Source organism: Geobacter sp. FeAm09 (assembly GCF_008330225.1).
In the GTDB taxonomy this organism is placed as follows: Bacteria; Desulfobacterota; Desulfuromonadia; order Geobacterales; family Pseudopelobacteraceae; genus Oryzomonas.
Map to the genome: position 1 here is coordinate 1,152,158 of NZ_CP042466.1, position 19,406 is coordinate 1,171,563.

The following is a 19,406-nucleotide window of genomic DNA, read 5'->3' on the forward strand; positions in this document are numbered from 1 at the left end:
CCATCCCGCCCGCAAGCCAAGCCGGGGGCTCACGATGTCCCCCGGCGTTTGCGGCACATAAGGAGGCAGCACCTTGAAACGCACGGCTATCACGACACTCATGACCACCCTGGTGGTGGCGGCATACACCGGCATCGGCTTTGCCGGCGCCTGGACCGCCCCGAAGAACACCTTCTATGAAAAGCTGTCGTACAACTACTATTATGCCCACGAGAACTTCGATGCGTCGGGCAGCCGCGGCGGTACGGCCAATAACGGAAAATTCGCGGACCACAACATCAGCAACTATTTCGAATACGGCCTGCGCGACGACCTGACCGTCCTGAACTCGCTGACCTACAAGTGGCTGGACAACAGGGACGATACGGCCCATTCCACGGCCAGCAGCCTGGGGGACGTGGACCTGGGCCTGCGCTACAAACTGCTGGACAGCAACGCCGGCATCGTCTCGACCCAACTGCTCGTCAAGATCCCGGGCGCGTACGACAAGGCCGACCCCCTGCCCCTGGGCAACGGCCAGTTCGATACGGAACTCAGGCTGCTCTATGGACGTTCCCTCTATCCTTTTATTCCCGGATACGGTAATGTGGAGGTCGGCTACCGCTGGCGCGCGGACGGTCCGTCCGACGAGGTCCGCTATCTGATCGAGTTCGGCGTCGATGTCACCAAAAGCATCTTCACCCGGGCCAAGCTGGACGGCATCTACAGCGTGGACAACGGCAAAAAACATGACGGCAGCGGCAATCCCACGACGACCAACAACTTCGACCTGGGCAAGCTGGACCTGACCGTGGGCTACAAGGTGACTCCCGCCTGGGGCGTGGAACTGAGCTACCGCCCCGATATCTACGGCCAGAACACGGCCGCCGGGGCGAACTATTCCTTTGCCCTGTACTACAAGACCCCCTGAGATCGGTTGCGGTAATCGATAGCCGCGAGACGTCCGGCGCTCCCGGAACTCGTGCCGGCGGGACGCCGGCTGCGTCTCGGACATGCGGTGAAACCCGGGAAAGGATATGTCGTGATACAGGAACGAACCGTTACCCCTGAACAGGGACGCCAGCCGAAGCGCTCCTGGAAAGCGCCCCTGGTGCTGGCCCTGGTGGCGGCGGCCGCGGCCGGCGTGCACCTGTCGGGCGCCACCCACTATTTCCAGCAGGAAAGGCTGCAGGCGCTGATCGCCTCCTACGGCCTTCTGGCTCCTGCCATCTATATTTTGATCTATGCCCTGGCGCCGGTGCTGTTCCTCCCCGGCCTGCCGATCACCGTTGTCGGCGGCATCCTCTTCGGCCCGGTCTGGGGCGTGGTCTACGCCATTACGGGCGCCACCCTCGGCGCCTCCCTGGCCTTTCTGGTCGCCCGCTACGGCGCGCGCGACTGGGTGGCGGCCAAGCTCACCGGAGCCAAATGGCACCGGCTGGACGACGAGGTGGCGCAGCACGGCTGGAAGGTGGTGGCCTTCACCCGCCTGATCCCGGTCTTTCCCTTCAACCTGCTGAACTATGCCTTCGGCTTGACCAAGGTCCCCTTTGCCCACTACGTGGCGGCCTCCTTTGTCTGCATGCTGCCGGCCTGCATCGCCTTCATCGTCTTTTCCAGCTCGCTCGTGGGGCTGATCAAGGGCACGGTGTCGCCGACGGCGCTCCTAGGCATCGGCCTGGTGGTGCTGGTGTCGCTCATCCCGGCGGCCTACCGGCGCTTCAAGGGGCACCGGGCGGCCGGAGCGGCTGCCGAGTGAGCCCGGCGCCCCCCGACATCGCCCTGATCATCCCGGCCCGGAACGAGGAGTTGTCGCTGCCGGGCGTGCTCGGCAACGTGCCCCCGGAGATCACGCGGGTCGTGGTGGTGGACAACGGCTCCACGGACGGGACGGCCCAGGTCGCCGCCCTATGGGGGGCACAGGTCGTCGGGGAGCCGGTGCCGGGGTACGGCAGGGCCTGCCTGGCCGGGCTGGCCTCCCTGGGACGTAACCCTCCGGCCATCGTGGCGTTCGTCGATGGCGACGGCAGCGACGACCTGGCGAGCCTGCCCGGCCTGATCGCCCCGGTGGCCGCCGGGGAGCGGGATTTCATGCTGGGGCGGCGGGTGCCGGTGGAACGGGCGGCCCTCAGTTTCCAGCAGCGCTTCGGGCACTGGCTGGCCACCGGATTGATCCGGCTCTTCTGGCGGCACCGCTACCGGGACCTGGGGCCCATGCGGGTCATCCGCTGGACGGACCTGGAGCGCCTGGCCATGGCCGACCGGGCTTTCGGCTGGACCGTGGAGATGCAGGTCCGGGCCGTCAAACAGGGGCTGCGGATCGAGGAACGCGACGTCCCCTATCACCGGCGCAGCGCCGGGACGTCCAAGATCAGCCGGACGATCGGCGGCACGGTCAAGGCCGGGAACACGATCCTCTGGGTCATCGGCCGCGAAGTGGTGCAGGGACTACGGCAGAAACAGCGGCGGGAACTACCTTCCGGAACGGCTATCGTCGCCGGGCCGCACTAGTGCCCCGCAACTAACCGCACGGGACACGAGACAACGATAAGGAGAACAAATCATGCAGGTTAGCGCACCATCTCTCCGGCCCGCCAAGCGGGCCGGTTTGTTTCAGGTTATGGCTGTTGTGTTGCTCATGGCGGCGGCAGCCGTCTGCTGCTCCCCGGTTGCCATGGCGGCCGATCTGGGGTTGATCGATGCGGCCACGCTGAAGGGAAACCCCGCGAAATGGGTCGTCCTGGACGCCCGGCCCCGGGCCGAGTGGGAGGCGGGCCACATCCCCGGGGCCATCCCGTTCTCCTGGGAGAACTACACCCGCACCGACGCCAGGGGGGTGAAGTACAGCTCGTTTCCGCCCCAGGAGGTGGCCGTGGCGCTGGCCGGGCTGGGGATCGACGAAAAGACGCCCATCGTGGTGTACGGCGATGCGGACAAGAGCTGGGGGGGCGAGGGGTATGACGTGTGGCTCCTCTCCTGGCTCGGGCACAGGGGGCCCATCCGGCTCCTGAACGGCGGCCTTCAGGCCTGGCGCGGCCAGAACCTCCCCCTGGCCAGGGGGGCGGAAAAGCCCGCCGCCCGAAAGGCCCGCTACCACGTGAGCCTCAAGCCCCAATACCAGATCGCCACGGAAGAGGTGCAAAGCGGCAAGGGGGCCTACGCCCTGGTGGACGTCCGTTCGACCTTCGAATGGCTCAAGGGGCGGATACCGGGGGCCGTCCATATCCCGTGGGAGGAGTTCTACACCGGCAAGGAGCACCGGCCGCTGCCGGCGGCGGAGCTTAAGAAGCTGCTCGCCAGGCATGGCGTGGATACCTCGAAACCGGTGGTCTACTACTGCCTGGGGGGGATACGTTCGGGATATGCCTGGACGGCCCACCAACTGGCGGGGCTGCCCGAGGCCCATAACTACAAGGGGGGCTGGGCCGCCTGGGAAAAACGGCCGGGCCAGTAAGGAAAGGGAGCCGCACCATGATGAGCCCCGCACCGTTCTCATATCGAGCCGCAGGCGCGTTGCTGCTGCTGTCGTTCCTCCTGTGCGCCGTACCCGCGGTCGTCTGCGCAGGCACGGAGCAGGCCCCCATGAAGACGCCACAGGGGAGCGGCAAGAAGAAGCTGCTCCTGTTCGCCAAGAACCCGGCTACGTGGGCCATCGTCACGGGGGGCGCCACCGGCAGGCTGGTCTATCGCGAGAAAACCGGCGCTTTCGTCCTGAATGCCGCCGGGCTGCGCCCCCGTTCGGCCTACGCCCTGGTCAGATACGCGGACGTCCCCCCGCGGGTGGATATCCTGGCCCGGGGGGAGAGCGACCAGCGCGGCAACCTGGAACTGCACGGCGTCTGGCATATCTGGATGAAGAAGTTCTGGGTGGTGCCGGCCGAGGATGTGGCGGGCAGGGCCGGAGAGGCCGGTTCGTTGCGGGCGTGGCGGCCGGAGCGGTATCTGTTCGAGGAAAAACAGTTGGGCATCCCCTGCGATTGCCCCGAGCCGGAGGAACCATAGTGGCGGCACTGATCACCATGAAGGGCACACGGGTATGATCCCGGCATGAGGTCCCTGCTGTCCGCACTCATTCCGGTTCTGACCGTGGTCCATTTCGGCGCCCTGTTCGGCCTCTGCCTCTACGGAGCGCACCGGATCTGGCTGATCCGCTGCCTGTACCGGCCCAAGGGCCCGGCGGCGCCGCAGCCGGCTCCGCCCGCCGACCTCCCGGTGGTCACGGTGCAACTGCCGCTGTACAACGAGCGCTTTGTGGCGCAGCGCCTGCTGGACGCCGCCGCCCGCCTCGACTGGCCCCGGGACCGCTTTCAGATCCAGGTGCTGGACGACTCGGACGACGACACCCGCCAGTTGGTGGACGAGCGGGCCGCCCGGTGGCGAGGGGAGGGGATCGACATCGCCGTGGTGCGCAGAACCGGCCGCGCAGGCTACAAGGCCGGGGCGCTGGCCCATGGGCTGGCGACGGCGCGGGGGGAGTTCATCGCCGTCTTCGATGCCGACTTCATCCCGGCCCCCGGTTTCCTCCACGCCACCGTCCCCTGGTTCGCGGACCCGGGGGTCGGCATGGTCCAGACCCGCTGGGGCTTCTGCAACGCCGACCACTCCTGGTTCACCGGCATCCAGGCCCTGCTGCTGGGTCCCCATTTCAGCATCGAGCACCGGGTGCGCTACCAGCAGGGGCTGTTTTTCAACTTCAACGGCACCGCCGGGGTCTGGCGCAGGAGCGCCATCGCCTCCGCCGGGGGGTGGCAGTCCGATACGGTGACCGAGGACCTGGACCTGAGCTACCGCGCCCAGTTGGCGGGGTGGCGCTTCGTCTACCGGGAGGAGTGCCGGGTGCCGTCGGAGCTGCCGGTGACCATGGCGGCGCTGCGCAGCCAACAGCAGCGCTGGGCCAAGGGCTCCGTCCAGACCGCCCGCAAGATCCTGCCCCGCTTGCTGCGGGCGCGCCTCCCCCTGGCGGTCAAGATCGAGGCGGTGGCCCATCTCATGGCCAATATCTACTGGCTCCTGGGGATGGTCGTCATGCTGACCCTCTACCCGGCGGTCACCTGGCGGGTCGGCATCGGCCTGCACCAGATGCTGCGCATCGACCTGCCGATCTTTTTGGCCACCAGCGGGGCGATCATGGGCTATTTCCTGCTCTACGCCCTCCGCAGCGGGTCGGGGAAACTGCGGCACCTCCTCGTGCTGCCCGCCCTCACCATCGGGCTGGCCCCCAGCATCTCGCTCTCGGTGCTGCAGGGGCTCTGCCGTTCCGGCGGAACCTTCGAGCGGACCCCGAAATTCGGCCTGCAGGGGCGGGAGCGGATGCCGGGGCTGGCCTTCCTCTATCGCCAGAAAAGTATCCCCTATATCGTCATGAACCTTGCGCTGTTCCTCTACTGCCTGCTGCCGCTGCTCTTCGCCTGGCAGCGGGAAACCTGGTTCGCCGTGCCGCTGTTCCTGCTCTTCCCCTTCGGGTTCGCCCTGGTGATCGCCAAGGACCTGGCCGAGGCGCTGCCGTCCCGCCGGGCGCTCTGAAACCTGGCGGGCGCTAGCATTCCGTCGCCTGCCGCTTTCTCCTGAAAAATCCGCCCGCCAGATATGCCGTTATCGGCGCCAGAAAGATCGCCGTTGTCACCGGCATGCTCTCCAGCCACTGTCCCTGGATGAAGTAGGGGATCTGCACCCGGTAGGCCAGGAAGACCGCCCAGCAGAGCACCAGGCCGGCCGGGCCGGGGGAGAAGGGGAGGAAGACCGCCAGACAGAGGGCGTACCAGGGTTGCAGGGTCGGGGTGAGCAGCAAAAACGCCATGGCCATGGCATAGCATGCCCCCAGCGCCCGGCGCATCCCGGCGGCCGAAGGTGCTCCGCAGCCGATGCCGCGGATGCAGTGGAGCATGATCGTGGCGGCCGCCAGCAGGAAACAGGAGGACAGAAGCAGCCGGGCACCCGTTCCCGAACCGGTGACGGCGCGCAGCACGTTGAAGGCGAACCCGGCGAATTCCCAATTGCGGGCGTAGGCGTCCAGGGTGGCGGCCATATTGGCCAGATGGGGGAGGAACGGCAGCAGCAGGGCCGCTAACGCCGCGAGGAATCCGGCGGCGAAATACCGCCGCCGCCCCGGCGGAACCATGAAGAAGAGCAGCGGCGCCGGGATGAACGGGAACAGCTTCACCAGGCCGGCAGCCGCCAAAAGTGCCCCGGAGAGCAGAAACGGCCACGGCCGCCCACCGGTTCCGGTGCTCTCCCGGCGCCCCGGTAGCAGCAGGCAGACGGCGGCGAGCAGCAGGGCAAGCCCTGCGCCGTCCACATGCCCCGAGCCGGCGATCTCCACCACCGGCAGCGGATGCCACGCGTAGAGCGCCGCCCGCCATGCCGGCAGCTCCAACCGTTTCAGCAGCAGCGCCACCAGCAGGCACAGCCCCAGGTCGAGCAGCGTCAGAAGCGCCTTGAGGCCGGTAATGGTACCCCCCAGGGCGGCGCCCCCGGCAAAGACGACCTGGGCCATGGGGGATAGATGGTGATATAGTCGGGATGATTGATCCGGGCATGAACGGCGGCCAGTTCCGGCGGGGGACTCACGGCGGTGGGGGCCGCGGCGTAGGGGTTGATGCCGTGCAGCAGGCTGCTGCCGTCCCACAGGTAGCGGTAGCAGTCGTCGGACAGTTGGGGCGGGGCGAACAGGAACATGAGGCGCAGGGCGAGCGCCACGGCGAGAATGACGGGCGGGGACCAGGCGATCCTCCCCTGCCCGCGGTAATGGAGGGCAGCGGCGAGCGCCATGGTCATGACCGCCGTGGCCCCCACCAGCATCGGTACCGCCAGACGCAATTCGGGCTGCCGGGCCAGGAGAAAAGCGGCCGTCAGGATGGCCGCCGGCAACAGAACGGGGATGGCGCGGCCGGTTCCCCGGTTGTGACGTTTTGTGCTGATGTCCATGGATCACGGCGGTCCGGGTGTGGGGTGACAGGCTGGTGCATGGTAGCGGCCCGTCCGGGAAAATCCAAGTGCAAAATGAGGCCGCCCCTCAAGTCTTTTTGCGCGTCCGCGGTCGCCACCACTTGCCAAAGACGGGGGGTGGGGGTATGGTACTGTCGGCGTTCATCCTACCGCGAATGATATATACTTATAATCTATTTAAAAAATATTATCGCAATCTAATTTAATTCTTGTTAAAAAGTAACTATTTGTGGCTTAATAGGAAAAAATTTATTATATTCCCTCTCGCGTCGGTACTTTTCATTCTTGTGGCAGGGCCAGGGCAGCGCAAGGAGGATTTTGCTTGCAACAGATTCCGGGAACCATTCTCGATGCCATAGAGGCGATCCAGTTGCCGTCCATGCCGCAGGTCCTGCTGCGGTTTTTGAGCGCCACCAACGACGATCAGACCTCCATGGCCGACTTGGCCAGGGTGGTGGAGCAGGACCCGGCACTGAGCGCCCGGGTCCTCACGGTCGCCAATTCGCCCGCGCTCCGGAGTGGGGCGGAGATCAAGAGCCTCGATCAGGGGCTGGTCGTGCTGGGCACGCGCCTCATGAGGACCCTGGCTTCGTGTCTTGCCATCCAGAGTGTCTTTGCCCGTACCGCCGGCGACATGAGATACGACCTGACCGGGTTTTGGGGCCATGCGCTCCGGGTTGGCGAATTGGCCTCCGCCATCGCCGCCCGCGTGGGCTATCCCGACCCCGGCGAGGCTTACCTGGCCGGCCTGATGCACGATATCGGCCAACTGCTCCTCCTGGGAGGGGTGGGCGACAGCTACGGCGTCCTTTTGGGCAGGAGCGACGATGAAAGAGCGCTGCAGGCGAATGAATGCACGCTGCTCGGCACCGATCACAGCGCCGTGGGCGCCTGGCTGGTCGATCAGTGGAACCTCTCGTCGTTCATGGCCGATGCGGTTCTCTTTCACCACCGGCCGGCCAACGAGATCGTGGAGGCCGATCCCTTGAGCCGGATCGTGTGGTCTGCCCACAGCATCGACAACTGTGCTGCCGCAGAACCCGAATCGGCCCTGGCCGCCGCCGTCATCGAGGCGGCCCTGGGCATCACCGCGGCCGAGGTGGCGGCCATCCGGCAGACGTGTTCCGAGCGTATCGCCGAGTTGGCAGCCGCGCTCGGCATCGAGAGTACCGGATACCCGAAGACCCTCCCCGATTTCGCCACCCCCTTCGAACACTTCAGGTCAAAGCTGAACGACACCAGCGTGACCTATTCCCGCCTGGAGGCCCTGGTGCGCGACATGGCCACCATGAACTCCCTGCAGCACAACCTCACCGCGCTCTGCAGTGAAGCCGAAATCGTCATGGCCCTGCGCGAATCGGCCCGCATCCTGTTCGGCGCCGGACGCATCGCTTTCCTGTTCGTCCAAAAGGACCGGCAGGTGCTCTCCGGGGCGAATATCGCCGGGCAGCCGCCCCTGCTCCAGCGGCTCGAAATCAGGCTCGACTCCGGACAGAGCCTCGCGGTAACTGCCCTCCTGGAACAACGGCCCGCCTCCACCTTCGACGGCGAACCGGAGGCTGCCGCGCTTGTGGATGTGCAGGCCACCCGCGCCCTGGGGGGCGAGGGCATCCTGTATGTTCCCCTGTGCACCCGCGGCAACCGCATCGGCGTCATGACCTATGGCGTGACCGCAGCCCAGTACGCGCGGCTGCTGCCCCGCCTCGACCTGGTGGCCAATTTCGCCAATCTGGCCGCGGAAAGCGTCGAATCCTGGCGCGCGGCCCGGGACCGCGAGCAGGAGATGGCCACCACCATGAAGAGCGGCTTCGAGCAACGGGCGCGCAAGGTCGTGCACGAGGCCGGCAATCCGCTCGCCATCATAAAGAACTATCTGAAGATCGTCAGCCGGAAGGTGCCCGACGAACTCGGCGTGCAGCAGGAGCTGACGATCCTCGGCGAGGAGATCGATCGGGTGACGCAGATCGTGCGGAGCCTGGTGGACGTTGCCGAAGTCCCGAAGGACACGGGCGCATTCGACGTCAACACGGTGATCGACGAGATGCTGGCGCTGTATGGCGAAACCTTCTTCGCCGGTTGCGGCATCACCGTCCTCAAGTCCCTGGAGCCCCGGCTTTCCCCGGTAGCCGGGGACCGGGACAGTTTCAAGCAGATCCTGTTCAACCTCTGGAAAAACGCGTCCGAGGCGATGCCGGCCGGTGGCCGCATTACCATCTCTACGCGGGGGGACATGCTTCTGGATGGGCAGCCCTCCGTGGAGATCCATGTCAGCGACTCGGGTCCCGGCCTGCCCCCCGAGGTCATGCAGGGGCTCTTCAAGCCGCTGGCACCCAACCGGCGGCCGGGGCATTCCGGCATCGGGCTGTCCATCGTGGCGTCCCTGGTCGAACGCCTCGGCGGCCGCATCGGCTGCCAGAATCAGGACGGGCAGGGGGCATGCTTCATCATTCTTTTGCCGCAGGCCAAGGGACAGCCCAGCGAATGAATTTTTTCGTCCAGTCCACATTCAACCATGCCCACGACATGGCCGACCAGACGGAGCGCATACTCATCGTCGACGACGAGCCGCGCATGCGTTCCAGCCTGCGCCAGCTCCTGGACGGCCCGGGCCGGGACATCGTGGAGTGCGGCACCGGCGAGGACGCGATCGCCATACTCAAGGACCAGAACATGGGCCTCGTCCTCCTGGACATCCACCTCCCGGGGGTGTCCGGCCTGGATGTGATGGAATGGATCACCGACTTCAATGCCGCGACGCGGGTCATCATGGTCAGCGCGGATGCCGATATCGATTCCGCCATACGCGCCCTGCGCAGCGGGGCCGTGGAGTTCATCCGCAAGCCCTACGACCTGGAGGAGATGCAGCACAAGGTGGACAACGCCCTGCTGCGCAGCCGCCTGGAGCGCATCAATACCCTGATGACCACGCGCCTCGAACTTTCCGAGCGGATGCACCGCTTCCTGGTGGAAAGCTCGCCGGACCTCATCTACACGCTGGATACGGACGGCTGCTTCATATTCGTCAACGGCCGGGCCGAGTCGCTGCTCGGCTATTCGCGCGGCGAACTTGTCGGGCGCCACTACACCGCCATCGTTCGCGAGGAAGACTGGGACACCGCCCGCTACGCCTTCACCGAGCGGCGCCGCGACAGCCGCGCCACCACAAACGTGGAAGTGCGCCTGAAGTGCAGCGACAGCCGCAGCTTCGAGCCACGCTTCATCGTGGCCGTGGTGAGTGCCATGGGGGTCTACGAGGAAAACGGCGACGGCGGGGGGCCCCTGCGCTTCATCGGCACCTACGGCGTCGCGCGCGATATCTCCGAACGCAAGAAGGCCGAGGAGACCATCAGTTTCCAGGCCATGCACGACCACCTTACCCATCTGCCGAACCGCCGGCTGTTCAAGGACCGGCTCGAATTGTCCATGAACCAGTCGAAACGGAACGGCCGGCTGGTGGGCGTCATGTTCATCGATCTCGACCGCTTCAAGCTCGTGAACGATACCCATGGGCACGCCGAGGGGGATGAACTCCTGGTGAACGTGGCCCACCGCCTGCGCAATTGCGTCAGGGCCGGCGACACCCTGGCCCGCCAGGGGGGTGACGAATTCACGGTGCTTTTGCCCGATCTGTACCGTTCCGAGGATGCATGCATCATCGCCGAGAAGGTGCTTGACGCCCTGAAGGCGCCCTTCCAGGTGAAGGGGCAGGAATTCCGGGCAACGGCCAGCATCGGCATCGCCGTGTATCCGCACGACGGGGACAGTGCCGATGCACTGTTGAAGAACGCCGATATTGCCATGTACAAGGTCAAGGCCACCGGCAAAAACAATTATCTGCTGTTCACGCCGGAGATGAATGCCGGTTATCACGAGCGCATCAGGCTTGAGAACGAACTACGGCAGGCCATCGGCAACGCTGAGTTCGAGTTGTACTATCAACCCAAGATCAGCATTTCCGGCGGCAAGGTCGTCGGCCTGGAGGCCCTGATCAGATGGCGCCATCCGGTACACGGGCTCTTGAATCCGGCCAGCTTCATCGACCTGGCCGAGGAGTCGGGGCTGATCTGCGACATCACCGACTGGGTGCTGGCCGAGGCGTGCAGCCAGATGGCCCGCTGGCGCGACATGGGGCTGAACAATCTGCGCATTTCGGTCAATGTCTCGCCCTCGGAGTTCACCCACAGCGACTTTCTCGAACGGATCGTGTGCAACATCACCAAGAACCGCTTGCCGGCCGACGCCGTGGAGATAGAAATCACCGAAAATCTCCTGCTGCACGACGCCACGGGGGTCATCGACAAGATGCGCTACCTGCGCAACCACGGGGTGGGGATCGCGATCGACGACTTCGGCACCCGCTACTCCTCCCTCAACTACCTGCGCAAGTTTCCCATCAGTGCCATCAAGATCGACCAGTCGTTCGTGCGCGACCTGACGACGGAAACGCGCGTCTCGCCGATTCTCAACGCCATCATCGGCATGGCGCGCGGCTTCGGGCTGCATCTCGTGGCGGAAGGGGTGGAAACGGTATTCCAGATGAAAACCCTGAACGAACTGGGGTGCGACGAGATGCAGGGGTATCTCTTCAGCAAGCCGGTACCCGCCGCCGAACTCAGGCCGGTGCTGCTGAACGCGCTTCCGAATCTCCCGGACCGGTGGCACTACGGCGCCCGGATGGCCTCCCCGGGGATGGCCGCGACGGTAGGCGCACCCGATTGACGTGCCCCGCACGGGCGTCCGGCGGTCCAAAGCGCGCGCCTTCGGGCCCGGATGCCGGAACGGCCGCTCCGGCCCGGCGGCGGGAAAGCCGCCAAGGCGGCAACATGGCGCCATGCCGGATTTCGACCGGGTGGCGGCAGCGAAGAGGAGGCGACCGGAAGCACCTCCTCTTCCGGCACCCACCGGTTCACCGGTCCCTTCCCGGCTCCCTTTCCCCTTATCTCGTCTCACGTCCCCTGTGCTGCGGCCATATATTTTGTAAACAATATCGAATAGTTGTGCTTATTTGGACTATTGACATTTGACGACATTTTTGTTACCTCCCATACCATCTGCGTATAACGTGCCGTTTCTTCGGGAGAATGATATGCACGGCCCCGAACCGGGGATCAAGCTGCCATAGGGGGCTCCGTATTCCGGCAACGAAATGCGGAGCCATATTTGTGCGGCTTGGAGAACAGAAACCGCCAATCGGACGCGTGGCCGACAGGGAAGCTGCATGAATCGGAATAGTGTCGTAACCGGGATCGCATTGGGCCTTGCGGGGTTCGCCGTCAACTGGTTCAAGTTCGAGCTGTTTTTCGATGTCCACCTCCTGTTCGGCTCGATCGTTTCCATGTTTGCCATCATGCGCTTCGGCCTGGCAACGGGAACAATCGCCGCCCTGGTGGCGTCGGCCTGTACGTGGTATCACTGGCATCACCCCTGGGCAATCGTCACGTGGACCGCCGAGGCGTTCTTCGCCGGCCTCGTCGCCAAACGGAGCCGCTGGAGCCTCCTGGCCGGCGATTTTTTCTACTGGATCAGCGGCGGCCTGCTGCTGGGGTACCTCTTCAATGAATACTTCATCGGCGCTTCCCTCCGGACCGTCCTGCTGATAACCCTCAAGCAGGGGATCAACGGCATCTTCAATACGCTCGTGGCAACGGGGCTCTACATTGCCTTCGCCTGCGAGAACCGCGGCACGCGCGACCTGCCGACGATGTTTCAGACGCTCTTCACCTCCCTGGCGATCTTCATCCTCGTGCCGGTCATGGGGTATTTCTATTTCGGCATCAACGACTCGTTCCACCGGCGTCTGCGGGACTATTGCGCCGACACGGCGCAAATCTGCGACATCGCCGAACAGGATGTCGCGCTCTGGCTCGCCGACAGGCGTTATGCGGTACAGGCGCTGGCCGATCTCGCCGGTTCCGTGGCGCACATGGAACAACCGGAACTGCAGCGTATCGTGGAAACCATGCACGCCGCCCACCCGGATTTCAAGAGAATGGTCATCGTCAACAAATCTTCCGTTACCCGGGCATGCGCCCCGCGGTTGGACGAGTACGGCGTCTCGACCATCGGTATCGATCTGTCCACGCGCTCCTACAACGCCATCCTCCGTTCCTACAGCGCCAGCCGGAATCCGCTGTCGCACCCCCTGTTGTTCGACCTGTTCAGGGGGGAGGCCATCGGCGTCAAGGGGCCCAAGCTCCGGATCATCGCTCCCGTGTTTGTCCGGGGCGCCTACGGGGGAGCGGCCTCCGGGGTGCTGAACTTGGCGTCGCTGCAGGAAGTGCTGCAGGAGATCGCCGGTACCAGCGCCATGGCCATCACCGTGGTCGATCAGCGGGGCAATGTGGTCGTCGGCACCAAGACTTCCCTGAAGCCGCTGACCCCCTATACCCCCCGCAGGGAGGGACGGTCATCCCGGTCGGCATGGGGGTGAGCCACTGGGAGCCCGAGCAGCGGCCGGGGGTTCCCGTTAGCAACCGCTGGTATGCGTCGGTCTATTTCAAGGAAAAGACCATAGCCGCGGGAAACGGCTGGAAGGTGGTGGTCGAGGCGCCGATCAGGCCCCTGGTGGAGGAGATCAGCCAGCAAACCATGGTGCTGTTCGAGGTCATCATCGCCTTGATCGTTACGGTCATCGGCCTGTCACGGGTGCATGCCGCCCGATACTCGTTGTCCGTTCGGCAACTTGTGGACGTGACCCGACAGCTCCCGGAACGGTGCTCGTCCGGGGAGGAGGTCGTCTGGCCGCACTCCATGTCCCGGGAGATGTCGGGGCTGATCGCCAATTTTCAGGTGATGGCCGCTGCCATTCACCGGGATATCAAGGAGATGGAACACCTGAACGAATCCCTGGAACAGCGAGTGGCCGAAAGGACACAGGAGCTGCGGGAAGCGATCCAGTTCAGCGAACAGGTAATCCAGAGCGCCCAGGAGGGGATTGCCGTCCATGACCTGGAACTGCACTACCTGGCGTGGAATCCCTTCATGGAGACACTGAGCGGCATTACGGCCGATCGGGTGCTGGGGCGGCATCCGGCCGAGATATTCCCCCACCTGATCGAGACCGGCACCATTGCGCGCCTGGAAAGCGTGGCGGCAGGGGGGCCCCCAACGTCCATGGATATTCAGTTCCGCGACGCAGTGAGCGGAAAAACCAAGTGGGTTTCGGAACTGAGCGCCCCCCTGTGCAACTCCAAAGGCGTGATCATCGGAGCCATCACGACGGTGCGGGATATCAGCAATCGCAAACGGATGGAAGAGCTTGCGCGGTGCGCCCTGGACAATGCCATCGGTGCCAACAACACGATGAAACGGCTGCTCCGCGTTATCGCCCACGAATTCCGCACCCCCCTGGGCCTGCTTACCGGCTGCACCGATATTCTCGACCGCTACTGGGACCGTTTGACCCCGGAAAAGCGCAGCGAACAGAACGGCCATATCCGCAGGGCCGCCCGGCAGTTGTCCAAACTGCTGGAATCGGTGGTGGCTTTCAATCACCTGGGAACGGAGACGCCGGTGGAGAGGCCGCTGGCGGACATCGGCGGGCTCTGCCGCACCATCGCCGCGGAGGCGGAGATAAACTGGGGGGCGGGCAGACCTTTACCGTTTCCATAGCGGCGGACTGCGGCTGCGCCCGCCTGGACGAGATCCGTTTCCGGCAGATTCTCGAGAACCTGCTGAACAATGCCTTCCGCTATACGCCGTCCGAGGGGACCGTGTCGTTGCATGTGTGGCGGGAGGACGGTCGGGTGCTGGTGAAGGTGAGCGACACCGGCATCGGCATCCGGGAAGAGGACCAGGAGCTGATCTTTGAAGCCTTCTACCGCAGCAGCAACGTGGAGGACCGCCGCGGCCTGGGCCTGGGCCTCTCCATCGTCCAGGAAGCATTGTCGCTGACAGGCGGAACAATCACCGTGGCCAGCAGGGTGGGCGAAGGCACCGTCATGCGGGTCGAACTGCCCGGCGCCGACCCCGAGCCGGCAGGGGAAGCCGCCCTCGCGACGTGAACGGGAGGCGGGGAAGCGCCTTGGGCGGCGTGCCCGGGGAAACCGAGAAAACAGGAGTGCAGCCATGGACTCGATCCTGATAATCGAAGATGATCCTTCGTACCGCAACATGATGGAATTGATCCTCCAGATGGAGGGTTTTGACGTCCGAACCGCCGTCGATGGCCAATCGGGCCTTGACCTGCTCCACGAAAAGCGCCCGGATCTGGTCCTCTGCGACATTCTGATGCCGGACCTTGATGGCCACCAGGTACTGGAAGCCCTGAAAAGCGAACACGCCTATGCCGAGATCCCTTTCATCTTCGTTACCGCCATGGGGGCGCGCGGGGAAATCCGGTTCGGCATGGCCAAGGGGGCCGACGACTATCTGCCCAAGCCGTTTTCCGCGAGCGAGTTGCTCGAAGCGGTCACCTCAAGGCTTCGCCGGCATAAAATGATCCTCCAGCAGGGCGGCATCGCCCCTTTCGAGAAGGAATTGTCCACCCTGCGCCACAAGGTCACCAAACGTGAACGGGAGATCCTGGTAATGGTGGGGCGCGGCGATACCTCCCGGGACATCGCCGAGCAGTTGGGCATCAGCCTGAAAACCGTCGAGGCCCACAGGGCGAATCTCATGTTCAAGCTCGATGCCGCTAATGCCGCCAGCCTGGCGCGCTGGGCGCTCATAGTGACGCAGTTCGCGGGAGAATTTTCCGGCCAGATGCGCTGATGGTTTTGTAACATCTTCAGTAAAATACGGTATATTGCCGCCCTTCCTCTCGCCGGCCCCCCTGAAAAAGGAGCAGGCCGCTTTCCTTCCTCACTGTTACATTTTTTTCCGACTATGAAAAAAAATGGCATTTCTAGGGGTTTCCCCCAATAGACACGTAACAAAATTACCTATAAGTTTATACACAACATAAACGCACACAGCATGAATATAATGAATACATAATTTAAATTTTTGCTACCAGCTCTCCGAGCCGATACACCTACAAGCTAAAACTCATGGTGTAAGGCCAATGGGTAATGCCGGAAACGGCAGTACCTTCCTATAGAAAAGGAGTGGCTTCTTCAATAACAGTTGAGGAGCACTCCGATGTTGATACGTATACAGATAAATGTAGTACTGTGCTGTTTCATATGGCACATTATATGGCTTTTCAATTGCCATTCGTACTATGGAGATTTACATAATAACTGTCGTGTCAAAAAAACGCCTTTTGCACAACTGATCAACTATACGCCTATAGTTGCCGTACAATCTGCAAATATAAAGCGGATAGCCGTATGTACCGCTTCGAGTCCATCCTCAGTCTCAGCTTTCATCGCGATACCAACCGTTATTTCGGAGCCGGACCGGCTTGTTGCACGATATATCCACCCGCAGCCCTGCGGAGTAACGGCATGCCATCCCAACAGATTATTACCCAGCCGCGCGTCTCCTGCGTAGTGCCGCAGATGAAAACGGATGGGGTTGTCCGACGAGCTGCCGCCTGCAATCCCGGCGCGCAGGTACTCACGGCGGTACGACACCGATAAATCGGCCTGGGGCTTTTGTGCGCGCGTTGCCAGGGCCGGCCACGGGAAAAGACGGATGTCGTACCAAAACCAGCCGGTCAGTGCTGTCTCTGGAAAAATTCAAAGATAAAGGAGGCGCGGTAATGAGGCTTATAAGTCTTGCAGCAATCCTGCCGACTCTTATCTGCGTGCCGGTACTCTCGCATGCAGTGGAGATGAATATAACAAGTTCGACCCAGTACCTGTGGTATCGGGATTTTGTGGCAGACAAAACCCAAAACGACGTTGCGGAATACATGCGGCTCAACGGAACCAAGCTGGACAAGGATGGGAAGATCAGCTTTTCCGGCTACGGCAGGGTCACGAAACAGGTAACCAGCAGTGAGGACCTGCAGGGGAGGTTGTATTACCTGTATCTGGACTACCGCGATGCCGTCAAGGACCATCTGGACCTGCGGGCCGGCAGGAGTTTCGTCAACTCCGCTGCGGTATCGGGAACCATGGATGGGCTCTCCGTCAACCTGAAAAACCTGGGCCCCTTCGGGGTCACCGCCTTTGGCGGCCGGGAAGCGATCTTTCAGGACAAGCAGGAGGTCGGCGGCGGCAATGCCATCATGGGGGGAGCATCTACCTCGATACGGCAAAGAGCACCCACATCGAGGTCGGCTACGGCAACAAGTACCGGCACTCCCAGTTGGCCAGGGAGAGCGTCGGCCTCAAATTCTCGACGACGCCCGTGGACATGCTCAACATCTATGGGCAGGGGAAGTACGACACCATCGCCGAGCAGATCAACGAACTGCTGCTGGGCGTAAAGGTGGTGCCGCTTAGAAAGCTGAGCCTGAGGGTCGAGTATGACGAAAGCCGTCCCACCTTCGACCGGGACTCCATATACACCATCTTTGCCGTTGACCGGTACCGGGAGATCAGCGCCGCCGCCGAATACCAGTTTACGTATGACTACCGGCTCAACGCCTCCTACGCCAAGGAACGCTACGGAGAAGGCGCCGAGGCCGATGTTTACGACATCGGCCTCACAACTCGCCCCCTGAAGAATCTCAACCTCAGTGTCAGTTACGAAAAGAGGAACGGCTATACCGGCCAGCTCAGCGGCCTGAGGATCAATGGCGGGTACGATATGGACAAGGCGGCGATTCAGGGCGGGATCGATTACGACGATTTTTCCCGGGCCGACTCCCGCAGCAGCACGGCGAAAAAATACTGGGCCGGCGTGACGTACCGCTACAACAAGATGGTCGGCATAACCACGAGGGCCGAATACGATGTCAATTATACGAGCGGCGACAGCTATCAGGGATTTGTCGCCTTTAACGTCAACTATTAGCTTCGTGGAGGAAGACCATGCGACACACCGGATTTGTTAGGACAACGCTGCTCAGTACCACCTTTCTCCTCCTGGTCGCCTGCTTCGCATCCGCCAGGACCGACCACAAGGAGTACAAAAACAGCAAATTGAACGAATGCCAGGACTGCCATAGCGGTGCGGGCGACGTGACCAACCATGGCGGGTACCGGGAGCACCGGATGCTGGCGGAACGGGCCGACACCAACTGCATCGACTGCCACCAGCAGTCGTTCTGTCTCGACTGTCACAGCGGCGGCAACATCGAGGCCTACAAGCAGAAAAGCCTGTCGCGCACGGGCGAGGCCATGCCCTCCACCCACGGCCCCGACTTTGTCGCCACCCATGCCCTGCAGGCCAAATCCCCCCAGACGTGCTACCGCTGCCACGATTCGAGCTTCTGTTCGGACTGCCATGGCAAGGTGAAGAACAAGGGGAGCATGAGCGTCAAGTCGCACTGGGCAGCGGGCAACACCCAGAAATATTTCCTGAACAGGAATTCGTCGGCGGCGGAGATCGCCGTACACGCCGCGGAAGCGCGGCGGGAGTTGCAATCCTGCCAGGGGTGTCATCCCGATGCGGTCGTCTGTTCGCAATGCCACAACCTGAAGGCCCCGGGCGGCAAGGTGTTCAAATAGGCGCCGCCGCAGGCAACGGTGCGGACAACGTCCAACCGTTTATGTATCGGGCCATGAGGGGCGGAAGCGGACGTTCCGCGTCCGATGCCTGGCCACCTGATCTCACGATGGAATGAACAGATATTAAGTACAACCAGGAAGTCGAAAGGAGACGGCACATGATCGAGATATTCAAAACAGTTGCTGGAGAAATGTCGCAGAACGCCTCAACGGAAGAGGTAACCGAACTTATCCGCAAACACATTTCCCGGCGGCAATTTCTCATAGGTACGAGCGCAGTCGGCATGGGCGTCGCCTCGCTCTGCATCTTCGGCTGCGGCAGCCACGGTTCGCCCTCGGCGCCGCGCCAGGTCTACGTGGCCAACGCCCTGGGGATGGTCGTTGCCGACCCGACCCTCTGCGTGACCTGCCGCCGCTGCGAAGCGGCGTGCGTCGGGTACAACAACGGCGATGCCACATCGACCCTGCAGCAGCCTACCATCGCCAACGTCAAGGTCAGCCGGAATATGTACTGGGGTGTGGATGGTGTGACGTCGAATGCCTACGAGGGGGAGGGCAACTACGGCAACTACCGCACCGTCCAGGACGTATGCCACCAATGCCCGCACCCGGTGCCATGCCAGTTGGCGTGTCCCCAGGGGGCTATCGAGGTCATCGACCCGGTCAACGCCAGGGTCGTGAACGTGGATAAATGCGTGGGGTGCGGCATCTGCGTCGCGGCCTGTCCCTGGGCGATGCCGGCCCTGAGCGGCGCGGTGAACGCCCTGAATTCCAAGTCGCACAAATGCACCCTGTGCAACGGCAACCCGGAATGCGTCCAGACGTGCCCCACCGGCGCCCTGACCTACACGGCGTGGGCCGATATGACCAAGACCGTACCGACGCGCCAGACCGTGCCCGCATCCATCCAACTGGCCGCGGATGTCGCCGGCACCTGCGTGCAGTGCCACTGATGCCCATAACACGAAGACACAACTA

General features: G+C 63.2%; 18 protein-coding genes and 1 riboswitch. Of the genes, 16 read left to right on the forward strand and 2 right to left on the reverse strand.

Annotated elements, in window-relative coordinates; all coding sequences use genetic code 11:
• Positions 1 to 73: 73 nt before the first annotated feature.
• The 6 genes from FO488_RS05345 (at position 74) to FO488_RS05370 (ending at position 5,502) form a co-directional block, all read left to right on the forward strand.
• Positions 74 to 910 (forward strand): hypothetical protein, encoded by an 837-nt coding sequence (locus FO488_RS05345; RefSeq protein WP_240732186.1) that lies wholly within the window; start codon positions 74 to 76, stop codon positions 908 to 910.
• A 111-nt stretch (positions 911 to 1,021) separates the two neighbouring features.
• Entirely contained in the window at positions 1,022 to 1,738 is a 717-nt protein-coding gene (locus tag FO488_RS05350) for a TVP38/TMEM64 family protein (protein WP_205743359.1), read from the forward strand.
• A complete protein-coding gene (locus tag FO488_RS05355; RefSeq protein WP_149209603.1) occupies positions 1,735 to 2,490 on the forward strand; it encodes a glycosyltransferase family 2 protein in 756 nt (251 codons plus the stop codon). Before FO488_RS05350 ends, FO488_RS05355 begins: the two co-directional genes overlap by 4 nt.
• A 52-nt stretch (positions 2,491 to 2,542) precedes the next feature.
• The gene (locus FO488_RS05360; protein ID WP_149209604.1) at positions 2,543 to 3,433 is read left to right on the forward strand and encodes a sulfurtransferase; all 891 of its coding nucleotides are present in this window, start codon (positions 2,543 to 2,545) and stop codon (positions 3,431 to 3,433) included.
• Positions 3,434 to 3,450: 17 nt separating this feature from the next.
• On the forward strand, positions 3,451 to 3,981 hold the full coding sequence (locus tag FO488_RS05365; protein WP_149209605.1) for a hypothetical protein: 531 nt from the start codon (positions 3,451 to 3,453) through the stop codon (positions 3,979 to 3,981).
• Between the two features lie 45 nt (positions 3,982 to 4,026).
• Entirely contained in the window at positions 4,027 to 5,502 is a 1,476-nt protein-coding gene (locus tag FO488_RS05370) for a glycosyltransferase (RefSeq protein ID WP_240732187.1), read from the forward strand.
• A 13-nt stretch (positions 5,503 to 5,515) separates the two neighbouring features.
• Here the strand turns inward: FO488_RS05370 and FO488_RS05375 are convergent, their stop codons facing one another.
• Both FO488_RS05375 and FO488_RS05380 read right to left on the reverse strand, forming a co-directional pair.
• Positions 5,516 to 6,472 carry a hypothetical protein gene (locus FO488_RS05375; RefSeq protein WP_149209606.1) on the reverse strand — a complete coding sequence of 319 codons (957 nt, stop codon included), beginning with the start codon at positions 6,470 to 6,472 and terminating at the stop codon, positions 5,516 to 5,518.
• Positions 6,403 to 6,903 carry a hypothetical protein gene (locus FO488_RS05380; protein WP_149209607.1) on the reverse strand — a complete coding sequence of 167 codons (501 nt, stop codon included), beginning with the start codon at positions 6,901 to 6,903 and terminating at the stop codon, positions 6,403 to 6,405. The genes FO488_RS05375 and FO488_RS05380 overlap by 70 nt, the downstream gene beginning before the upstream one ends.
• A 343-nt stretch (positions 6,904 to 7,246) precedes the next feature.
• Here FO488_RS05380 and FO488_RS05385 point away from each other — a divergent pair, with 343 nt between their 5' ends.
• The 10 genes from FO488_RS05385 to FO488_RS05425 all read left to right on the forward strand — a co-directional run bounded on the left by FO488_RS05385 (position 7,247) and on the right by FO488_RS05425 (position 19,381).
• Positions 7,247 to 9,409: an HDOD domain-containing protein gene (locus tag FO488_RS05385; RefSeq protein ID WP_149209608.1), complete on the forward strand. Its 2,163-nt coding sequence runs from the start codon at positions 7,247 to 7,249 to the stop codon at positions 9,407 to 9,409.
• Complete coding sequence (locus tag FO488_RS05390; protein WP_149209609.1) at positions 9,406 to 11,643, forward strand: EAL domain-containing protein; 2,238 nt, start codon at positions 9,406 to 9,408, stop codon at positions 11,641 to 11,643. Before FO488_RS05385 ends, FO488_RS05390 begins: the two co-directional genes overlap by 4 nt.
• A 499-nt stretch (positions 11,644 to 12,142) precedes the next feature.
• Positions 12,143 to 13,354, forward strand: a complete 1,212-nt coding sequence (locus FO488_RS19355) for a cache domain-containing protein (protein WP_168205907.1) — start codon at positions 12,143 to 12,145, stop codon at positions 13,352 to 13,354.
• Complete coding sequence (locus FO488_RS05395) at positions 13,345 to 14,535, forward strand: PAS domain-containing protein (protein WP_205743360.1); 1,191 nt, start codon at positions 13,345 to 13,347, stop codon at positions 14,533 to 14,535. Before FO488_RS19355 ends, FO488_RS05395 begins: the two co-directional genes overlap by 10 nt.
• Before the next feature lie 32 nt (positions 14,536 to 14,567).
• Positions 14,568 to 14,927: a sensor histidine kinase KdpD gene (locus FO488_RS19360; RefSeq protein WP_255516556.1), complete on the forward strand. Its 360-nt coding sequence runs from the start codon at positions 14,568 to 14,570 to the stop codon at positions 14,925 to 14,927.
• A 64-nt stretch (positions 14,928 to 14,991) separates the two neighbouring features.
• Positions 14,992 to 15,636 (forward strand): response regulator transcription factor, encoded by a 645-nt coding sequence (locus tag FO488_RS05405; protein ID WP_149209612.1) that lies wholly within the window; start codon positions 14,992 to 14,994, stop codon positions 15,634 to 15,636.
• Positions 15,637 to 15,870: 234 nt separating this feature from the next.
• Positions 15,871 to 15,988: riboswitch (molybdenum cofactor riboswitch) on the forward strand.
• Positions 15,989 to 16,570: 582 nt separating this feature from the next.
• Complete coding sequence (locus FO488_RS05410; protein ID WP_149209613.1) at positions 16,571 to 17,242, forward strand: hypothetical protein; 672 nt, start codon at positions 16,571 to 16,573, stop codon at positions 17,240 to 17,242.
• Positions 17,170 to 17,772 carry a hypothetical protein gene (locus FO488_RS05415; protein ID WP_149209614.1) on the forward strand — a complete coding sequence of 201 codons (603 nt, stop codon included), beginning with the start codon at positions 17,170 to 17,172 and terminating at the stop codon, positions 17,770 to 17,772. Before FO488_RS05410 ends, FO488_RS05415 begins: the two co-directional genes overlap by 73 nt.
• A gap of 17 nt (positions 17,773 to 17,789) precedes the next feature.
• Positions 17,790 to 18,428 (forward strand): cytochrome C, encoded by a 639-nt coding sequence (locus FO488_RS05420; protein WP_149209615.1) that lies wholly within the window; start codon positions 17,790 to 17,792, stop codon positions 18,426 to 18,428.
• A gap of 158 nt (positions 18,429 to 18,586) precedes the next feature.
• Positions 18,587 to 19,381 carry a 4Fe-4S dicluster domain-containing protein gene (locus FO488_RS05425; protein WP_205743361.1) on the forward strand — a complete coding sequence of 265 codons (795 nt, stop codon included), beginning with the start codon at positions 18,587 to 18,589 and terminating at the stop codon, positions 19,379 to 19,381.
• The last annotated feature ends 25 nt before the right edge of the window (positions 19,382 to 19,406 follow it).